Source organism: Streptomyces sp. C10-9-1 (assembly GCF_024497955.1).
Classification (GTDB): Bacteria; Actinomycetota; Actinomycetes; order Streptomycetales; family Streptomycetaceae; genus Streptomyces; species Streptomyces sanyensis.
In genome coordinates this window covers 108,184-124,491 of sequence record NZ_JANHKP010000010.1, presented here as the reverse complement: position 1 = coordinate 124,491, position 16,308 = coordinate 108,184, and the positions used below count along the sequence as shown (strand labels likewise).

The window sequence follows — 16,308 nt, the reverse complement described above, 5'->3', positions numbered from 1 at the left end:
CGGGCCGCCGAGCGGCCGCCCCGGGGGCCGGCGGCACTCATCCGCGCTCGCGCAGGTACGCCTCCAGCCCGGCGGCCCCGGCCAGCAGCGCCCGTCCCCGGTCCGCGAGGCGGGCGCGCCAGTCGTCCAGCGCACCCCTGAGCGGCTCCAGGCCCCCGGCCGTCCGCACCCGGGCGATCAGGGGTGCGATCTGCTCCAGCAGGTAGCCGCCCCGGCGGAGTTGGTGGGCGAGCCGGACGTCGCGCACGTCGGCCTCGTCGTAGACGCGGTAGCCCGTCCGCGGCTCCCGGCGGGGCTGCACCAGCCCGGCGCGCTCCCATGCGCGCAGCGTCGCCGGCCGCACACCGAGGCTCCCGGCCAGCGGCCCGATGAACACACCCCCCTGCCCGGGCGGTCCACCGGCACGGCCCCGGGCACCGCCCCCGGAGGGCGCCAGGTCGCGCAGCGCCCTCTCCACGGCCTCCAGGGTCCTGCGGTCCTCCAGCAGCCGGGCGTGCCCTTCGTCGATCAGCCGGAACGCCTCGTCGTTCGCGCCCCGGTGGACGGCCCGCATGATCGACGCCGCGGCGGGGTGCCCGTGGCCCGGCAGCAGGGCGAGGAACGCGCGCAGCGCCGCCGCGTGCAGCGGGGTGTAGATCCGGTGGCCGTGGGCCGTGCGGGCGGCGGCCGGAAGGACTCCGGCCTCCTCGTAGTTCCTGACCGCCTGCGTGGACAGGCCGTGACCACGCGCCAGATCGATCGGCCTGAGCCGTCGGCCCGTTTGAAGGTTTCGCCCCATGAAGCCGCCGCTCTTACGGAGAAAGTCTCAACCGAATGTTCAACGATACCGTTGAGGCATGGTCATTGGCGTCGAACACCTCGTCCATGCCTTCGAGGCGACCGCGGCCCTGGGGCTGCTCCCCGTACGGCCGCGGCTGCTCGCCCTGGGCGAGCCCACCCACGGTGAGGAGGCGCTGCTCCACCTGCGCAACGAGCTCTTCCGGCACCTCGTCGAGGAGGAGGGCTACCGGACGGTCGCCGTCGAGAGCGACTGCCTGCGCGGTCTCCTCGTGGACGACTACGTCACCACGGGGACCGGCACCCTGGACCGGGCCATGGAACACGGTTTCAGCCACGGCTGGGGGGCCTGTGCGGCCAACCGGGACCTCGTTCGCTGGATGCGGGCCCACAACGACGGCCGCCCCGCCCCCGAACGGGTCCGCTTCGCCGGCATCGACGGACCCCTGGAGATCACCGGGGCCGCGAGCCCCGGGTGGGCCCTCGCCGCACTCCACGGCTACCTCGCCGCCCATGTGGGGGCGGATCTGCTCCCCTGCACCGGCGAGGAACTCGCCTCCCTGCCCGGCCCCGACGAGCGGTGGACCGAGCCCGCGGCGATGACCGACCCCGCCCGGTCCGTGGGCCGTTCGCCCGAGGCCGTCCGTCTCCAGGTGCTCGCCGACGACCTGGTGGCGCTGCTCGACGAGCAGACGCCGCACCTGCTCGCGGTCACCTCCCGCGAGGACTGGGAGCGGGCGCGGCTGTACGGCCGCACCGCCACCGGCCTGCTGCGCTACCACCACTGGATGGCCGACACCTCACCCGCCCGGATGACGCGGCTGGTCGGCCTGCGGGACCGCATGATGGCGCGCAACCTCCTCGCCCTCGCGGCCCGGGGCCCTGCGCTCGTCCACGCCCACAACTCCCATCTCCAGCGGGACGGGAGCAGCATGCGCATGGGCGGAAGGCCCCTGGAGTGGTGGAGCGCCGGTGCGCTCGTGAGCGCCCGGCTCGGCGAGCAGTACGCCTTCCTCGCGACGGCCCTCGGCACGATCCGCCACCGGGGTGTGGACGCCCCGCCGCCGGACACCCTCGAAGGACTGCTCTACGCGCTCCCGGAGGACTGCTGCCTGGTCGGCACCCCGCGGCTCACCGCGGCCCTCGACCCCGCCCGGCTCCAGCCCCGGAGCTCGCCCTGGTTCGGCTACGCCCCGCTCGACCCGTCCCGCCTGGCCGGCGGCGACGGCATCGTGTTCCTGAAGGACGTCCTTCCGGGGTAGGCCCCGGCGCGCCCCCGTCCGGCCCTGTCCGGCCCCGTACGGGGCCCCGCACCGTGCGCCGGTGCGGGCCCCGAGACCGGCGCAGGCCCGACGGGCCCCAGGGAGCGCGGCCCCCGGGCGCACGGCCCGTGCCGGGCCCTCCCGGCGGCGCGCCCGCCTGCCCGCGCTCCCGTCACGGGTGGGCCCACGGGGTGTCAGGCGTGCCGCGAACGGGCGTAGTTGCCCAGGAACAGCGCCTCCGCGACCGACAGCCGCTCCAGCTCCCCGGGGGACACGCTCTCGTTCACCGCGTGGATCTGGGCCTCCGGCTCACTCAGCCCGATCAGCAGGATCTCCGCCTGCGGGTACAACGCGGCCAGCGTGCTGCACAGCGGGATCGAGCCGCCCATGCCGGAGCTCTGCATCTCCTCACCCGGGTACGCCACCCGCATGGCCTCGGCCATCGAGGTGTACGCCGGGCTCGTGACGTCCGCCTGGAACGCCTGCCCCTGGCCCACCTGCTCCATCGTCACCCGGGCGTTCCACGGGGTGTGCTTCTCGATGTGGGCGTACAGCAGCTCGGTGGCCTCGGCGGCGTCCTGGCCCGGCGGCACGCGCAGGCTGATCTGCGCACGGGCGGTGGCCGGGATCGACGGCGTCGCGCCCGCCACCGGGTGGCAGTCGATCCCGACCACGGTCACCGCGGGCCGTGCCCAGATCCGGTCGGCGACCGTGCCGGAGCCCGGCAGGGCGACACCGTCCAGCACACGGGCGTCCCGCCGGAAGTCCTCCTCCGGGTACTGCAGACCGTCCCACTCCGCACGCGCCGGCAGGCCGTCGACCACCGTCGAGCCGTGTTCGTCCCGCAGCGAGTCCAGTACGCGGATCAGCGCCGCGAGCGCGTCGGGCGCCGCGCCCCCGAACTGCCCGGAGTGCAGGTTGCCCTCCAGGGTGTCGACCTGGACGCGGATCATGGTCATGCCGCGCAGCGTCGCGGTCACCGTCGGCAGGCCCACCCGGAAGTTGCCGGTGTCGCCGATGACGATCGCGTCCGCCGCCAGCAGCTCCGGGTGCGCCTCGGCGTAGCGCTCCAGTCCTCCGGTGCCCTGCTCCTCGGACCCCTCCACGATCACCTTGACCGTCACCGGCACCCCGCCGTTCGCCTTCAGCGCACGCAGGGCCAGCAGGTGCATGATGAACCCGCCCTTGCAGTCCGCCGCGCCCCGCCCGTACCAGCGCCCGTCGCGCTCGGTCAGCTCGAACGGCGGGCTGAGCCACGCCGCCTCGTTGAGCTTGGGCTGGACGTCGTAGTGGGCGTAGAGGAGCACCGTCGGGGCGCCCGCCGGGCCCGGCAGCACGCCGTAGACCGACTGGGAGCCGTCCGGGGTGTCCAGCAGGGCCACCTCCCGGAAGTCCTCCGCACGCAGGGCGTCCGCCACCCAGCGGGCGGCTGCCTCGCACTCGCTGCGCGGGGCCACCGCCTCGTCCGCGACCGACTCGAAGGCCACCAGCTCGGCGAGCTCCGCGCGGGCGCGGGGCATCAGGGAGGCGACGGTCTCGGCGATCGGGTTCGCGGTCATGGGCACGCTCCTTGTGGGTGCGACGTTGTGCGATGTGTGTACAGCGAATGTGTGGTCGATCCTCCCACAGGGGGTAGGGGAGTACCGCGCCGTAGGATGCCGTCGAGAGCTAGGGCCACAGGTCGGATCGGGAGCAGAAGTACATCGTGAGCAGCGAGAACGATGCCACCGGAGCAGCGGCGGCAGATGAGCTTGACGACAGCTCGGTGTGGGACGTCGTCGTGGTCGGCGCGGGCCCGGCGGGAGCGTCGGCCGCCTATGCGGCGGCGGTGGCCGGACGGCGGGTCCTGCTGCTGGAGAAGGCCGAACTGCCCCGGTACAAGACCTGCGGCGGAGGCATCATCGGCCCCTCCCGCGACAGCCTCCCGCCCGGCTTCGAACTGCCGCTCCAGGACAGGGTCCATGCCGTCACCTTCTCGCTCGGCGGCCGCATGGCGCGCACCAGGCGCTCGCGGCGGATGCTCTTCGGCCTGATCAACCGGCCGGAGTTCGACGCGCAGCTCGTCCAGCACGCGGAGAAGGCGGGGGCCGTCGTCCGCACGGGCGTCGCCGTCTCCCGGGTGGAGCAGCACGGGCCGGGCGTGCCGGACCGCCGGACGGTCGCCGTGGTGCTGGCCCCGGCCGGAGAGGGCAAGGAGAGCGAGGAGAGGGTCCTGGCGCGGGCCGTGGTCGGTGCGGACGGCAGCGCCAGCCGCATAGGCGCCCACGTGGGGGTGAAGCTCGACCAGGTGGACCTGGGCCTCGAGTGGGAGATCCCCGTCCCCGAGACCGTCGCGGAGGACTGGGCCGGCCGGGTCCTCATCGACTGGGGGCCGCTGCCGGGCAGTTACGGCTGGGTGTTCCCCAAGGGGCGCACCCTGACGGTCGGCGTGATCTCGGCCCGCGGCGAGGGCGCCGCGACCAAGCGCTACCTGGAGGACTTCGTGGCGCGTCTGGGCCTCGCGGGCTTCGAACCGTCCGTCTCCTCGGGGCATCTGACGCGCTGCCGCAGCGACGACTCCCCGCTCTCGCGGGGCCGGGTGCTGGTCTGCGGCGACGCCGCGGGGCTGCTGGAGCCCTGGACCAGGGAGGGCATCTCCTTCGCCCTGCGATCGGGGCGTCTCGCGGGGGAGTGGGCGGTCCGCATCGCGGAGGCGCACGACGCCGTCGACGCGCGCCGCCAGGCGCTCAACTACGCCTTCGCGATCAAGGCGGGGCTCGGGGTGGAGATGGCCGTGGGGCGGCGGATGCTGGCCCTCTTCGAACGCCGGCCGGGGCTGCTGCACGCGGTGCTCACCGGCTTCCGGCCGGCCTGGACGGCCTTCGCGGACATCACCCGCGGTACGACCACGCTCGCGGGCCTGGTGCGTACCCGTCCCCTGGCGCGGCGCGCCCTGGACCTGCTGGAGGGCAGGCGCGGATAGGGGTGCCGTCCCGCGCGGGTCACGACCTGGGCAGGCGGCCCCCGCGGCGGTCCGCAGGGAACCGCAGGGAACGGCAGGGAACGGCAGTGAACCGCGGGACGGAGCCGCCGCCTGACGGTCCCTGTCCTGCCGTCGGGGGCGCAGGGCGTCAGGTGGCCCGTGCACGCGGTGGCGGACCCGTCGTTGGGCTCGGGGTCCCGGCCTCCGCGCGGTGGCCTGCCGTGCGGAGGCCGTGCGGGCCCCGGAGGGCGGCCCGCCCCCGCTCCCCGCGCCGTGATGACCGTGGCCCCTGGCCCCGTCCATGCCGGGCGCGGTCGAACGAAGGGGCGGGGGTGCGGGGCGGCCGACCCGTGTGCCCCCGCACCGCCGGGGGCGCCGGGAGCGTCAGGGCCGGCCGTGACGCCGGACGCGGGTCCGCGGGCCGGGTGATCGGCCGCGCGGCACGTGCGGCCTCCCGGTCCCTCCCCTCCGCGGCCGTCCCCTTCCGCGGTCGGCCGTCCACAGGGGTCTTCCCGCGTCACCGGCCGGGTCGGCGCCGGGTGGGCCGCCACGCCGCGCCGGGCCGGGGTGCCGGTCGGCGCGCCCCGCCCCGCCCTGCCGCCCGGCCGGGCCGCGGGCGCCCGGTGGCGTCGAGGCCGCCCGGTGGTGCCTCACCCCCTGACCGTGAGCCGGAAGACCGGGTGGTCGGGCGCGGCCGCACGCAGTTCCTCGTCGGACGCGTCCGCCGTGACGCCCTGGAAGTACTGCTCGACCTCCCAGCCCCACTTCTTCAGGTAGGCGCGCAGGATCGCGGGCTTCTCGTCGTCGCCCACCTCCACGGCGGTGAAGCTGCGGACCGTGCGGCCGACGCGGAGTTCGCCCCCGCCCGCGGCACGCATGTTGCGGACCCACTGGGAATGCCCCCGGGCCGACACCAGGTACGGGACGCCCTCGTGGACGTGCTGGTTGACGGGGACGCGCTGCATGGCGCCGCTCCTGCGGCCCCGGACCGAGAGCTCGGCGGTGCCGAGGAGGCTGATCCCACGGCGTGCCAGCCAGCCGACGGCCCGGTTGAAGCGGCGGGCGACGGCTCCGGCCTCGCGGTAGTACGGCTGCTGCTGCGACATGGGTGGGCCACCTCGATCTGCTCCGATTCGAGAGCAGTGCTCTCGCTTGTGAGCAGTGTGCACGAGTCGAGTGCTCCAAAGCAAGAGCGGTGCTCTCTTTTTGGGTCATTGCTCTGAAACGTGAGAACCTGTCTCGCATGACCACCGTCCGCGGGGCCCGGGAGCGGGCCCGTATCGAAGTGACCGCAGCCATCAAGGAGGAGGCGCGCAGGCGACTCGCCGATGAGGGCGCCGCCAAGCTGTCCCTGCGAGCCGTCGCCCGCGAACTGGGCATGGTCTCCTCTGCCCTCTACCGCTACTTCCCGAGCCGCGACGACCTCCTCACCGCACTGATCATCGACGCCTACGACGCGATCGGCGCCGCGGCGGAGCAGGCCGCGGAGGACCTGCGCACGGAGCCCGCCGCCCCCGAGGGGTCGCCGCGGGGCCTCCAGCTGCGGCGCTGGACCGCCGTCTGCGCGGCCGTCCGCCGCTGGGCCCTCGCGCATCCCCACGAGTACGCCCTCATCTACGGGTCCCCCGTGCCCGGGTACTCCGCCCCTGCCGACACCATCGGACCCGCGTCACGGGTCGGCCGCGTCCTGATCGCTGTCGCGCAGGACGCCCACCGGGGCGAGGGCCTGGCCCGGCCGCGGCTGCCCGGCGCGCTCTCGGCCGAGGCCCGCAGGATCGGCGGCGAACTCGCCCCCGACCTGCCGCCCGCCGTCGTCAGCGCCCTCGTCGCCGCCTGGGCCCAGCTCTTCGGCCTGATCTCGTTCGAGCTCTTCGGCCAGTTCCACCGGCTCGTCGAGGAGCGCGACGCGTTCTTCGCCCACGCCGCCGGGCGCCTCGGTGCGGAGATCGGCCTGCTCGAACCGGTGGCGCCCCCCGACTGACGCCCCCCGGGCGCCGCCTCCCGCCGGCCCACCGGCGGGTGCTCCCCGGCGCCGGAGCGCCGCGGACGCCGCGGACGGGCACGGCCGGTCCGTGCGGACACCGGTCGCTGCCCGCCCGACGACCGGCGGCGCCGGGAGGGCCGCCGGGCCGCGCCGGGCCGCCGTCGAACCGGAACCGGCCGCGGCAGGACGGGACCCGGGCATCGGGTCGGGACCGAGCCCCCGCATCAGCGCCGCCGCGCCGCCACCCGTCCGCACGACGGCGCAGAACGGGTGCTCGCTCTCGCGGGACCCGGCGCACCAGGTGCTCCCGGGACCCGTCCGCTCCGGTCGGGGTGGTCCGCACGCTGGCGACCCTTCGGCGAAGCGCACGGTCTCCTCGGTACGCGAAGGCCGTTCGGGCATATCCCGAACGGCCCGTCGAGTGCGAAGCGCCCGCGCCGCCAGACGAGGCCGGCGGGCGACTTCGGCCGCGCACCACGGGTGCCCGACGTGCAGCGCTAGTGGCCGAGTTCGTAGTCGAACCAGATCCGGTGCGTGCCGTCTGCCTCGACCTTCATGCCCCCGGTGCCGGAGATCCCGGCCAGTTCACCCGTACCGCTGCCCGGAGCGACGACGAAGAACTCGTCCGTACGGCCGCCGTCGCCCAGGGTGGTCGCGGCGTGAGCGAAGTTGAAGGAGCCCGCCCGGTCGCGGAGGGTCCCTTCGAAGGACTCCATCGCGAGGTACGTGCCCGTGGCCGTGGACTGGTCGAAGGCAGCGGTGAACAGCGTCGTCGAACGCCCGGCCACCTCACCGTCGAACTTCTTCTCCATCGTGGACACCCCCACGGGCACCGCGGTCTCGATCTGCGGGCCGGGTACCTGCGCAGGCGTGAAGTCGGCAACGGTGAATGTTCCTGAAGCTCGCATCCCCTGATCGTATTCAGCACCACCGACATCGACGCTGAACGGACGCCGTGTTCCCCCGGACGGACGCTCGTGCCGTGACCTCGCGGCCCCCACCGGGGGCGGCGGCGCCGGTCGTGGCCGCCGTGCGTTAGGGCATGGTGCCGACGGCCCCGACGCGACCGGCGGCGCACGGTGGCCGGGGCGCCGGAACCCGGCGCGAGGCACATCGATGGGGGCCAACTCCCGGAAGACGGGCATGTGGTGCCCGCTGCCCCGGACGGCAACGCGTTCTGCGTCATCGAGGCGGGCAGCGCCTTCCTCGCCGGACCGGCTTCCTCGGGGCGCTGGCCTGCGACGGAACGCGGGAGACCGGGTGCTACCGGAGCGAGGCGCTGACGTGGCCGCTGGTCCGGGACCGTGACCAGGCGACCGCGATCCAGTCCCCTGACGGCGGAACGAAGAGCACCGGGGGTGGTCCCCCGGTGGCGCCGGAGCCCGGCGTGAACAGCCGGCGCCTTGAACCGGCACCCGTCGGCGACGGTGAGCCGGTAGCAGAGCGACCGGTCGTGCGCGGGCCACGCGCGTCGGCCTGCGTCCTCCACGGAAACCGTCACCGCAGCAGCAATCCGCCTCTGGCTCCGCACATGATCCGCCGGACAGCCCGCTTCACGAAAGCGCGAGGCTAGGGCCCCGTCGCCCCCGGTGCGCCCGCGGCGACGGGTGCAGCGCCTCCCCGCCGCGTCGCGTCCTCCGGTGCCCGTGCGGCGGGTGCCGCCGAGGCGTTCCGCGTGGCGTACGCCAGCACCGCCGCGCCGGCGGCCAGGACGGCCACCGTGGTCAGGGCCGTCGGCAGCGTCGACCACTCCGCCAGGAAGCCGATCGCGGGCGGTCCGACGAGCATGCCGCCGTACCCCAGGGTGGACGCCGTCGCCACGCCGCCGGGGCCCGCCAGCTCCCCGGCCCGGCCGACCGCCACGGGGAAGATGTTGGCCAGTCCCAGTCCGGCCGCCCCGAAGCCCGCCAGGGCGAGCCAGGCGTTCGGGGCGAGTGCCCCGAGGAGCATGCCCGCCGCAGCTGCGGTCCCTCCCGCGACCAGCGTGCGCGTCTGCCCCCACCGCTCCAGCAGGCGGGCCCCGGTCAGCCGGCCCGCCGTCATGGCCAGGGCGAACAGCGCGTACGCCGCCGCGGCCACACCGGGCGGTGCGTGCAGGTCCTGCTGCAGGTGCAGGGCGCTCCAGTCGGCCATGGCGCCCTCACCGTAGGCGGTGCACAGGGCGATCAGGCCCAGCAGGAGCACGGGCCCGCGGGTGCGGTCCCCGGCCGCGCGCGGTCCTGCGTGCACGGGGTCCGCGGGTTCCGCCGGTGCCGAGGGGGCGCGCAGCAGCGCGGGGCCCGCCGCCGCGGTGGCGGCCAGGCCGAGCAGGCCGAGGGCCGGCAGGTGCACGGACGGCGGAACGCTTCCGGCGGCGAGCCCGCCGAGCCCGGCGCCGAGCATGCCCCCCAGGCTGAAGGCCGCGTGGAAGCTCGGCATGACCGGGCGGCGCAGCGCGGCCACGAGGTCCACGGCCACACTGTTCATGGCCACGTTGATGCCGCCGTACCCCGCTCCGAAGACGAGGAGCGCGAGCCCGAGCGCCGTGGCCGAGTGGGCGAGCGGCGGCAGCGCCATGCTCAGCGAGAGCACGGCCGCGCAGGCCACGGTCACGGCGGGGGAGCCGTACCGCCGGCACAGGCGGCCCGTGAGGGCCATGGTGGCGACGGCCCCCGCGGAGACGCCCAGGAGCGCCATGCCGAGGTCGCTCGCCGAGGCGCCGGTCTGCTCCTTGATCGCGGGAATGCGGACGACCCAGCCGGCGAAGAGCAGGCCGTCGAGGGCGAAGAACACGGTCAGGGCGGTGCGGACGCGGGACAGGGGGCTGCGGGCGCTGGTGGTGCCCGCCCCTTCCGGATCGGCCGTCGCTGTTTTGTTTAGTAGCGGCACAAAAGAAGGGTAGAGGCTCGCCCCCGTCCGGCACAACGCGGCGCCCTCCTCCAGGGGCGGGGGAGAGTGCCGTGGTCCGCCCGGCGCCGGGGAGCAACGGCGGGAACCCCGCAGGATCATGGGAGACTCGCCCCTATGAACGGCAAGGCGACGACGACCCGGACGCGACTGGACAGGGGCCGCAGCGCTCTCGGTCCGGCCCTCGAACTGGTTCACACCGGGAGGGCGCCCACGCGCGCCGTGCTCACCGCCGAACTGGGCGTCACCCGGGCGACCGCGGGTGCCGTGGCCGCCGAGCTCGAAGCGCTCGGCCTCATCCGCGTCGACTCCCGCCCCGGCGCGGCCGCCGGCTCCCAGGGCAGGCCCTCGCACCGGCTCGCCGTCGACGAGAGCGGCCCCGTGGTGCTGGCCGCCCAGATCCACGCGGACGGCTTCCGTGCCTCGCTCATCGGCCTCGGAGGCCGGACCGTCGCCACGGCCCCCGGCTGCACGACCGTCCAGGCCGACCCCGCGCAGGTGCTCGGCGAGGTCGTCGCCGCCGGTGCGCAGCTGCTGCGCGAGACGGGGCGGCGGTGCGTGGGAGCCGGACTCGCCGTCCCCTCCGCCGTCGCGGAACCCGAGGGCACCGCGCTGAACCCGCTCCATCTGGCCTGGCCGCCCGGCGCGCCCGTGCGCGGCATCTTCGCCGAGCAGGTCGCCAGGGCGGGGATCGCCGGCCCCGCGTTCACCGGCAACGACGTCAACCTCGCCGCGCTCGCCGAGCACCGCCACGGGGCCGGCCGCGGGGCGCAGCACCTGCTCTGCGTCGCCACCGGGCACCGCGGTGTCGGCGGGGCGCTGGTCCTGGACGGACGCCTCCACAGCGGCAGCGCCGGCCTCGCCCTGGAGGTCGGCCACCTCACCGTGAACCCCGAGGGGCGGCCCTGCCACTGCGGCAGCCGCGGCTGCCTGGACGTCGAGGCCGACCCGCTGGCCTTCCTGACCGCGGCCGGGCGCGAGCCGGGCCCGGAGGTCTCCCTGCTCCAGCAGTCCAGGGACATGCTCCGCGGCGAGTTCGGGGAGCCGGCCGTCCGCTCCGCGGCCGAGCGGCTCATCGACCGCCTCGGCCTCGGACTCGCGGGCCTGGTCAACATCCTCAACCCGGACCGCATCATCCTCGGAGGCCTCCACCGGGAGCTGCTCCAGGCCGACCCCGACCGGCTGCGCGCCGTGGTCGCCGACCGGAGCCTGTGGGGCCGCAGCGGCGGCGTGCCCATCCTGCCGTGCACCCTGGACCACAACAGCCTGGTGGGCGCCGCCGAGCTGGCCTGGCAGCCCATACTGGACGACCCTCTGACGGTTCTCGTCTGACCCCGCCGCGGGCCCGGGCCGTCCGGGCCCGCCCGAACGGCTCCCCGGCCACCCGTCCGGCGCAGCGCCGGCGGGGGACGGGCCCGACTCCGGGTAGTCGACGCCATATGACCGACACGCCCTCCCGGCCGCGCGGCCCGCGCCGCTTCGACGAGGTGCACCGCAGGCTGGCCGAGTCGCCGGTCGGTCTCGCGTGGAACCGCGGGCGCTCCATGGAGCTGATGCACCGCGCCATGGGGTTCGCGGCCCTCGGCTTCCTCACCCTGGTGCCGCTGCTCGTCGTCGTGGCGGCCGCCGACCCGGTCAGTGCGGAGGGCTTCGCCCGATGGCTCGGTCAGGCGCTCGGGGTCTCGGCCGCCTCGCAGCAGGAGGTCGAGCAGCTCTTCGGCGTGCCGGGCCAGGCGCTCCAGCGCACCACGGCCTTCGGGCTCGCCGCCCTGGCCGTCTTCGGCCTGACCTTCGGCTCCGCCGTGCAGACCGGGTACGAGAAGGTGTGGGACCTGCCTACGGCCCGATGGCACACGATGTGGCGCCATGTGGTGTGGCTCGCCATGCTCGTGCTGTTCCTGCTGGTGTTCACCAATATCCCCGTCGAGCAGGAGTCCGGGCTGGTCGCGCTTGCCGGTGCGCTGGGGGACCTCGCCGGGACCTTCCTGTTCTTCTGGGCCTCGCAGCGGGTGCTGGTGTGCGGCAGGGTGCGGTGGCGCGCCCTGGTGCCCGGGGCGGTGGCCACCACACTCGGCATGCTGGGGCTGAGGGTCTTCTCCCAGCTGGTGTTCTCACCGCTGATCGCCACCAACACCGTGACCTACGGGCCGTTCGGCACCGTCCTCGTCGTGCAGTCGTGGCTGGTCGGCGCCGGGTTCGTCGTCTACGGCGGTGCGCTGGTCGGCCGGATCGCGCACGAGGAGCGCACCCGGCGGCGGGTGGAGCGTCGGCTGCGTGAGGACTCCCTCTGACGGCGGGAGGCGCACAGGCCGGGCCGTGCGCGGCGGGCGGGGCCGGGCGGGACCCGTGCACCTGCACGCCGCCCCGCGGACCGGATGCGGCGGCGTACCGCCGGCGTACCGTCCGGCGGACCCGTCAGCCCGCCACCGCCGAACGGGGCTTGGCCGAGGAGTCGATCACGATCCGCGGCGAGTCCGTGAACGGCCCCGTCGTGGTCGCGCCGTACACCGCCGACGCGGGATACGCCCGGAGCGTGCCCGCGGGCGACGAGGCGGGGAGCGTGAACCAGACGACCTTGCCCGCCTCCCCCCGTGGACGCACGCCCCAGCTCTCGCTGACGGCGGCGATCAGCGCGAGCCCGCGCCCGTGGGTCGCCGAGGCGTCGGCCTCGCACACCGTGGGCAGCCGCGGGTCGCGGTCGTGGACGGAGACCGTGAGGCGGTCGAGCAGCAGCTCCACGTCCACGGTGCACGTCTTGTCCGGCCGCGCGTGCCGGTGGACGTTGGTGAGCAACTCGGTGACACCCAGCGCTGCCTGGTCGATCAGGGGATCGAGATGCCAGTAGCGCAGCTGCGCCGAGATGATTCTGCGGACCTGACAGATCCGCGACGGCAGGGCCTGGAGCTCCACCGTGCAGTGCCTGCTGGGCTGGCTGATCACGGCTGCGACTCCCCGAAATGAGGTCCGGAAGAAGACGAGTCAAGCGGTGTCCGGCAGACGGTGCCCGCCGGACGAGCCCGGCGGAGCGGATGGATCTCCGTGTGACCGCCGGGGAACCCTGAGTGATGTGGGACCAGAGTGAACCACCACCCGGGGCACCGCAACTCGCGCCCGCGCCGCGCCCGTTCTCAGCCCGCCGCGCCGTCGCCCGCGGCAGCGTCCTCCGCCGCTCCGGAAGCACCGCGCACGGCCTCCAGGAAGCGTCCGGCCAGCCCCTTGGCGTCCGGCCTGCCGCCCCGCTGCCCCATGGTGAGCCGGTACCGCCTGCCGTTGACGGTGGCCACCGTGCTGTCCTCACCGGCGAACCACGGCCGCCCCGCGGTCACGGCCCGTACCGGCGCGCTGTCGATGACCCGTCCGTAGCTCGTCATCAGGGCCAGCCGGCCGTCCTTGATCCGCACCTGCCCGGCCCGGGTCAGGGACCGGGGCCAGCGCTCGATCCGCACGCCCGTGGCACTGAAGTCCGACTCCGTCGCCGCCATGGCTCCGCCCCCTTCTCGATGGCTCCTTCCGGAAGTCTGCACACTTGCCGCGCCGCGCACCAGTAGCCGGCGCCAGGTCCGGCCACAAGGCAGCCCTATGGAACCCCAAAGCGAACGTTTATGCAGGTGAGGGGCTTACTGTGGAGGCAGGCGCCGGACGGGACGGCGGCACGGAGAGAACGGCGGGCGGTACCGATGAGGACGAGTGGGGAAGCCGTGGGCCCCGGGACCGGGAGCGAGGAGGAGGACGGCGGACGCGCGCCGTCCGCCGTCCGGGTGAGGCCGGGGACGGAGGTCCCCCAGGCCACGGCGGACGTCGACCGCAGCGACTCCGCCTACCGCGCATGGCTGAAAGACGCTGTTCGCAGGGTCCAGGCGGACGCCAACCGGTCCGCCGACACGCACCTCCTGCTCTTCCCGCTGCCCGAGGAGTGGGGGATCGACCTCTACCTCAAGGACGAGTCCACGCACCCCACCGGCAGCCTCAAGCACCGCCTGGCCCGTTCGCTGTTCCTCTACGGCCTGTGCAACGGCTGGATCCGCCCGGGCAAGCCGGTCATCGAGGCGTCCAGCGGCTCCACGGCCGTCTCCGAGGCGTACTTCGCGAAGCTGATCGGCGTCCCCTTCGTCGCCGTGATGCCGCGCACCACGAGCCCGGAGAAGATCCGGCTGATCGAGTTCCACGGCGGACGCTGCCACTTCGTCGACGACCCGCGGACCATGTACGAGGAGTCCGCCACGCTCGCCCAACGCACCGGCGGCCACTACATGGACCAGTTCACCTACGCCGAGCGGGCGACCGACTGGCGCGGCAACAACAACATCGCCGAGTCCGTCTACCAGCAGCTGCGGCGGGAGCGCTACCCCGAACCCGCGTGGATCGTCGCGACCGCCGGGACGGGCGGCACTTCCGCCACCATCGCCCGGTACGTGCACTACATGCAGTACGACACCCGCATCTGCGTGCCCGACCCCGAGAACTCCTGCTTCTTCGACGGCTGGACGCACGCCGACCCGGACGCGAGCAGCGACTGCGGATCCCGCATCGAGGGGATCGGGCGCCCCCGGATGGAGCCCAGCTTCGTCCCCGGGGCCATCGACCGGATGATGAAGGTGCCGGACGCCGCGTCGGTCGCCGCGGTACGGGCACTGGAGCGGGCGATCGGCCGCAAGGCGGGCGGCTCCACGGGGACCGGACTGTGGAGCGCGTTCCGGATCGTCGCGGAGATGGTCGAACGGGGCGAGCGGGGCAGTGTCGTCACCCTGATCTGCGACCCGGGGGAGCGCTACCTGGACAAGTACTACTCGGACGCGTGGCTGGCGGAGCAGGGCCTGGACATCGGCCCCTACAGCGCCGCGATCGACGGGTTCCTCCGGACCGCCCGCCTGGGCGCCTGACCGCCCAGGGCACCGGGGGCGCGAGGGGCCGCCCCCGGTGCCTCACTCCGGCGCCGGCCGCCGCGGCGAGGCCAGCAGCCGGTCGAGCGCCCGCCCGAAGACCGCCCTGCCCGCGTGCGCGACCAGCGGGTCCAGCAGCCCGGGCACGCCCCTGACGCGCAGTCCCTCGACCCACAGCACCACCGAACCGCTCCAGGTCGGGTGCACCTCGATCGACGCCCACCCGGTCACCACCCGCCCCCGCTTCTCCAACCGGACCACCCCGGCGCGGCCGGGGGACGGCGGGCTCCAGCGCACGATCTCCATCGGGTCGTCGAATCCCAGGCGGCCCCCGAGCCCGGTCCGCGCCACCACGGTGCTGCCCTCGCCCACCGGCAGCGGGCCCCGCACCGACACCGAGGTCGCCGGGACCCCGGCGCCGTGCGCCTCCCAGTCGGTGACCCGCCGCCAGCACTCCGGGGCGGGCAGTGCCGTCCTGCGCCCGATACGGAACACGGCCACCGTCTCAGCCCCGTCCGCCGCTGCCGGTCTCCCCGGCCACCACCAGGCCGGGAAGATGCTCGGCGATCTCCGAGCGGGCCCCGGCGGGCAGCCCGGAGTCGGTCACCAGGGTGTCCACCTCCTCCAGGCCGGCGAAGGAACTCAGTCCCACCGTCCCCCACTTGGTGTGGTCGGCGACCACCACCACGCGCCGGGCGGCCTCCACCAGCCGCCGGTTGGTCTCCGCCTCCGCCAGGTTGGGCGTCGTGAGCCCCGCCTCCACCGAGACGCCGTGCACACCGACGAAGACCACGTCGACGTGGAGGGAGCGGATGGCGTGGTCGGCCACCGGCCCCACCAGCGCGTCGGACGGCGTGCGGGTCCCGCCGGTGAGCACCGCGGCGGCCGGGCCCGGCCGCCCCTCGGCCGCGGCCGCCTGCCGGGCCGCGTGGAACACGTCCGCCACGCGCAGCGAGTTGGTCACCACCGTCAGGTCGGGCACCTCCAGCAGGTGACGGGCCAGAGCGCAGGTCGTGGTGCCGCCGGACAGGGCCACGGCGCTCCCCGGCGCGGCGAACCGGGCCGCCGCACGGCCGATCTCCTCCTTGGCGGTCGGCTCCAGCGAGGACTTGACCTCGAACCCGGGCTCGTGGCCGCTCGCCTCGACGACCGGGACCGCTCCGCCGTGCACCTTCTCCACCATCCCCAGCCGCGCCAGCACGTCCAGATCGCGCCGCACGGTCATGTCGGACACGTTGAGCCTGCGGGTGAGCTCGTTGACCCGCACCCCGCCGCGGCGGCGGACCTCGTCGAGGATGAGCGCGCGCCGCTGCTCCGCGAGCAGATTCCGGTTGTCCGCCACCGCCCGGACGGCCCCTTCCGTGTCGACACCGTGCCCAGCCGCACCGCGTCCGCTGACAGGGTCCCCATCCTCCCACGCCGCGTCGGCCGAGGTCTGGACCAGATCCGGTGCGGATCCGGCCGGATCCGGTGCGCGGCCGCCCCTCCATCGGCGATCCTGGTCACGCAACGCCGCCCCGCGGTCACCCGCCGCACACCTGACGGGCCGCCGTGCCC

At 75.0% G+C, this 16,308-nt stretch carries 15 protein-coding genes; 6 read left to right on the top strand and 9 right to left on the bottom strand.

The genetic code is table 11. The features are described 5' to 3' along the window. Nucleotides 1-37 precede the first annotated feature (37 nt). A complete protein-coding gene (locus NPS70_RS16065) occupies nucleotides 38-778 on the bottom strand; it encodes a TioE family transcriptional regulator (RefSeq protein WP_256524947.1) in 741 nt (246 codons plus the stop codon). Nucleotides 779-836: 58 nt separating this feature from the next. Between NPS70_RS16065 and NPS70_RS16060 the strand changes: the two genes are divergently transcribed. Next, nucleotides 837-2,039, top strand: coding sequence for an erythromycin esterase family protein (locus tag NPS70_RS16060; RefSeq protein ID WP_256524946.1), 1,203 nt, complete (start codon nucleotides 837-839; stop codon nucleotides 2,037-2,039). Nucleotides 2,040-2,233: 194 nt separating this feature from the next. On the opposite strand, the gene NPS70_RS16055 is transcribed toward NPS70_RS16060, so the two are convergent. After that, nucleotides 2,234-3,598 (bottom strand): dipeptidase, encoded by a 1,365-nt coding sequence (locus tag NPS70_RS16055; RefSeq protein WP_256524945.1) that lies wholly within the window; start codon nucleotides 3,596-3,598, stop codon nucleotides 2,234-2,236. Between the two features lie 146 nt (nucleotides 3,599-3,744). On the opposite strand from NPS70_RS16055, the gene NPS70_RS16050 reads away from it, so the two are divergent. Then, nucleotides 3,745-5,001 (top strand): geranylgeranyl reductase family protein, encoded by a 1,257-nt coding sequence (locus tag NPS70_RS16050; RefSeq protein WP_374212011.1) that lies wholly within the window; start codon nucleotides 3,745-3,747, stop codon nucleotides 4,999-5,001. A 650-nt stretch (nucleotides 5,002-5,651) separates the two neighbouring features. Here the strand turns inward: NPS70_RS16050 and NPS70_RS16045 are convergent. Beyond that, the gene (locus tag NPS70_RS16045; protein ID WP_256524944.1) at nucleotides 5,652-6,107 is read right to left on the bottom strand and encodes a nitroreductase family deazaflavin-dependent oxidoreductase; all 456 of its coding nucleotides are present in this window, start codon (nucleotides 6,105-6,107) and stop codon (nucleotides 5,652-5,654) included. Nucleotides 6,108-6,244: 137 nt separating this feature from the next. On the opposite strand from NPS70_RS16045, the gene NPS70_RS16040 reads away from it, so the two are divergent. Beyond that, nucleotides 6,245-6,982 (top strand): TetR/AcrR family transcriptional regulator, encoded by a 738-nt coding sequence (locus NPS70_RS16040; RefSeq protein ID WP_256524943.1) that lies wholly within the window; start codon nucleotides 6,245-6,247, stop codon nucleotides 6,980-6,982. A gap of 500 nt (nucleotides 6,983-7,482) precedes the next feature. Here the strand turns inward: NPS70_RS16040 and NPS70_RS16035 are convergent, their stop codons facing one another. Both NPS70_RS16035 and NPS70_RS16025 read right to left on the bottom strand, forming a co-directional pair. Next, nucleotides 7,483-7,893, bottom strand: coding sequence for a DUF3224 domain-containing protein (locus tag NPS70_RS16035; protein ID WP_256524942.1), 411 nt, complete (start codon nucleotides 7,891-7,893; stop codon nucleotides 7,483-7,485). 661 nt (nucleotides 7,894-8,554) lie between these two features. Further along, nucleotides 8,555-9,853, bottom strand: a complete 1,299-nt coding sequence (locus tag NPS70_RS16025) for an MFS transporter (protein ID WP_256524941.1) — start codon at nucleotides 9,851-9,853, stop codon at nucleotides 8,555-8,557. Between the two features lie 135 nt (nucleotides 9,854-9,988). On the opposite strand from NPS70_RS16025, the gene NPS70_RS16020 reads away from it, so the two are divergent. Together NPS70_RS16020 and NPS70_RS16015 are read left to right on the top strand one after the other, a co-directional pair. Further along, entirely contained in the window at nucleotides 9,989-11,203 is a 1,215-nt protein-coding gene (locus tag NPS70_RS16020; protein WP_256524940.1) for an ROK family protein, read from the top strand. Nucleotides 11,204-11,310: 107 nt separating this feature from the next. Further along, nucleotides 11,311-12,162 (top strand): YhjD/YihY/BrkB family envelope integrity protein, encoded by an 852-nt coding sequence (locus NPS70_RS16015; protein WP_256524939.1) that lies wholly within the window; start codon nucleotides 11,311-11,313, stop codon nucleotides 12,160-12,162. Between the two features lie 124 nt (nucleotides 12,163-12,286). On the opposite strand, the gene NPS70_RS16010 is transcribed toward NPS70_RS16015, so the two are convergent. Together NPS70_RS16010 and NPS70_RS16005 are read right to left on the bottom strand one after the other, a co-directional pair. After that, a complete protein-coding gene (locus NPS70_RS16010; RefSeq protein ID WP_256524938.1) occupies nucleotides 12,287-12,811 on the bottom strand; it encodes an ATP-binding protein in 525 nt (174 codons plus the stop codon). Between the two features lie 188 nt (nucleotides 12,812-12,999). Continuing rightward, on the bottom strand, nucleotides 13,000-13,353 hold the full coding sequence (locus NPS70_RS16005) for a hypothetical protein (RefSeq protein ID WP_256524937.1): 354 nt from the start codon (nucleotides 13,351-13,353) through the stop codon (nucleotides 13,000-13,002). 195 nt (nucleotides 13,354-13,548) lie between these two features. Between NPS70_RS16005 and NPS70_RS16000 the strand changes: the two genes are divergently transcribed. Then, nucleotides 13,549-14,751: a PLP-dependent cysteine synthase family protein gene (locus NPS70_RS16000; RefSeq protein WP_256524936.1), complete on the top strand. Its 1,203-nt coding sequence runs from the start codon at nucleotides 13,549-13,551 to the stop codon at nucleotides 14,749-14,751. 42 nt (nucleotides 14,752-14,793) lie between these two features. On the opposite strand, the gene NPS70_RS15995 is transcribed toward NPS70_RS16000, so the two are convergent. Next, nucleotides 14,794-15,252, bottom strand: coding sequence for an SRPBCC family protein (locus NPS70_RS15995; protein WP_256524935.1), 459 nt, complete (start codon nucleotides 15,250-15,252; stop codon nucleotides 14,794-14,796). A 4-nt stretch (nucleotides 15,253-15,256) separates the two neighbouring features. After that, the gene (locus NPS70_RS15990; protein WP_256524933.1) at nucleotides 15,257-16,093 is read right to left on the bottom strand and encodes a DeoR/GlpR family DNA-binding transcription regulator; all 837 of its coding nucleotides are present in this window, start codon (nucleotides 16,091-16,093) and stop codon (nucleotides 15,257-15,259) included. Nucleotides 16,094-16,308 lie beyond the last annotated feature (215 nt).

What these genes read in the sequence shown, in the direction of transcription:
- NPS70_RS16065 (WP_256524947.1), bottom strand. Translation starts at nt 778, where the DNA reads ATGGGGCGAAACCTTCAAACGGGCCGACGGCTCAGGCCGATCGATCTG.
- NPS70_RS16060 (WP_256524946.1), top strand. Translation starts at nt 837, where the DNA reads ATGGTCATTGGCGTCGAACACCTCGTCCATGCCTTCGAGGCGACCGCG.
- NPS70_RS16055 (WP_256524945.1), bottom strand. Translation starts at nt 3,598, where the DNA reads ATGACCGCGAACCCGATCGCCGAGACCGTCGCCTCCCTGATGCCCCGC.
- NPS70_RS16045 (WP_256524944.1), bottom strand. Translation starts at nt 6,107, where the DNA reads ATGTCGCAGCAGCAGCCGTACTACCGCGAGGCCGGAGCCGTCGCCCGC.
- NPS70_RS16040 (WP_256524943.1), top strand. Translation starts at nt 6,245, where the DNA reads ATGACCACCGTCCGCGGGGCCCGGGAGCGGGCCCGTATCGAAGTGACC.
- NPS70_RS16035 (WP_256524942.1), bottom strand. Translation starts at nt 7,893, where the DNA reads ATGCGAGCTTCAGGAACATTCACCGTTGCCGACTTCACGCCTGCGCAG.
- NPS70_RS16020 (WP_256524940.1), top strand. Translation starts at nt 9,989, where the DNA reads ATGAACGGCAAGGCGACGACGACCCGGACGCGACTGGACAGGGGCCGC.
- NPS70_RS16015 (WP_256524939.1), top strand. Translation starts at nt 11,311, where the DNA reads ATGACCGACACGCCCTCCCGGCCGCGCGGCCCGCGCCGCTTCGACGAG.
- NPS70_RS16005 (WP_256524937.1), bottom strand. Translation starts at nt 13,353, where the DNA reads ATGGCGGCGACGGAGTCGGACTTCAGTGCCACGGGCGTGCGGATCGAG.
- NPS70_RS16000 (WP_256524936.1), top strand. Translation starts at nt 13,549, where the DNA reads ATGAGGACGAGTGGGGAAGCCGTGGGCCCCGGGACCGGGAGCGAGGAG.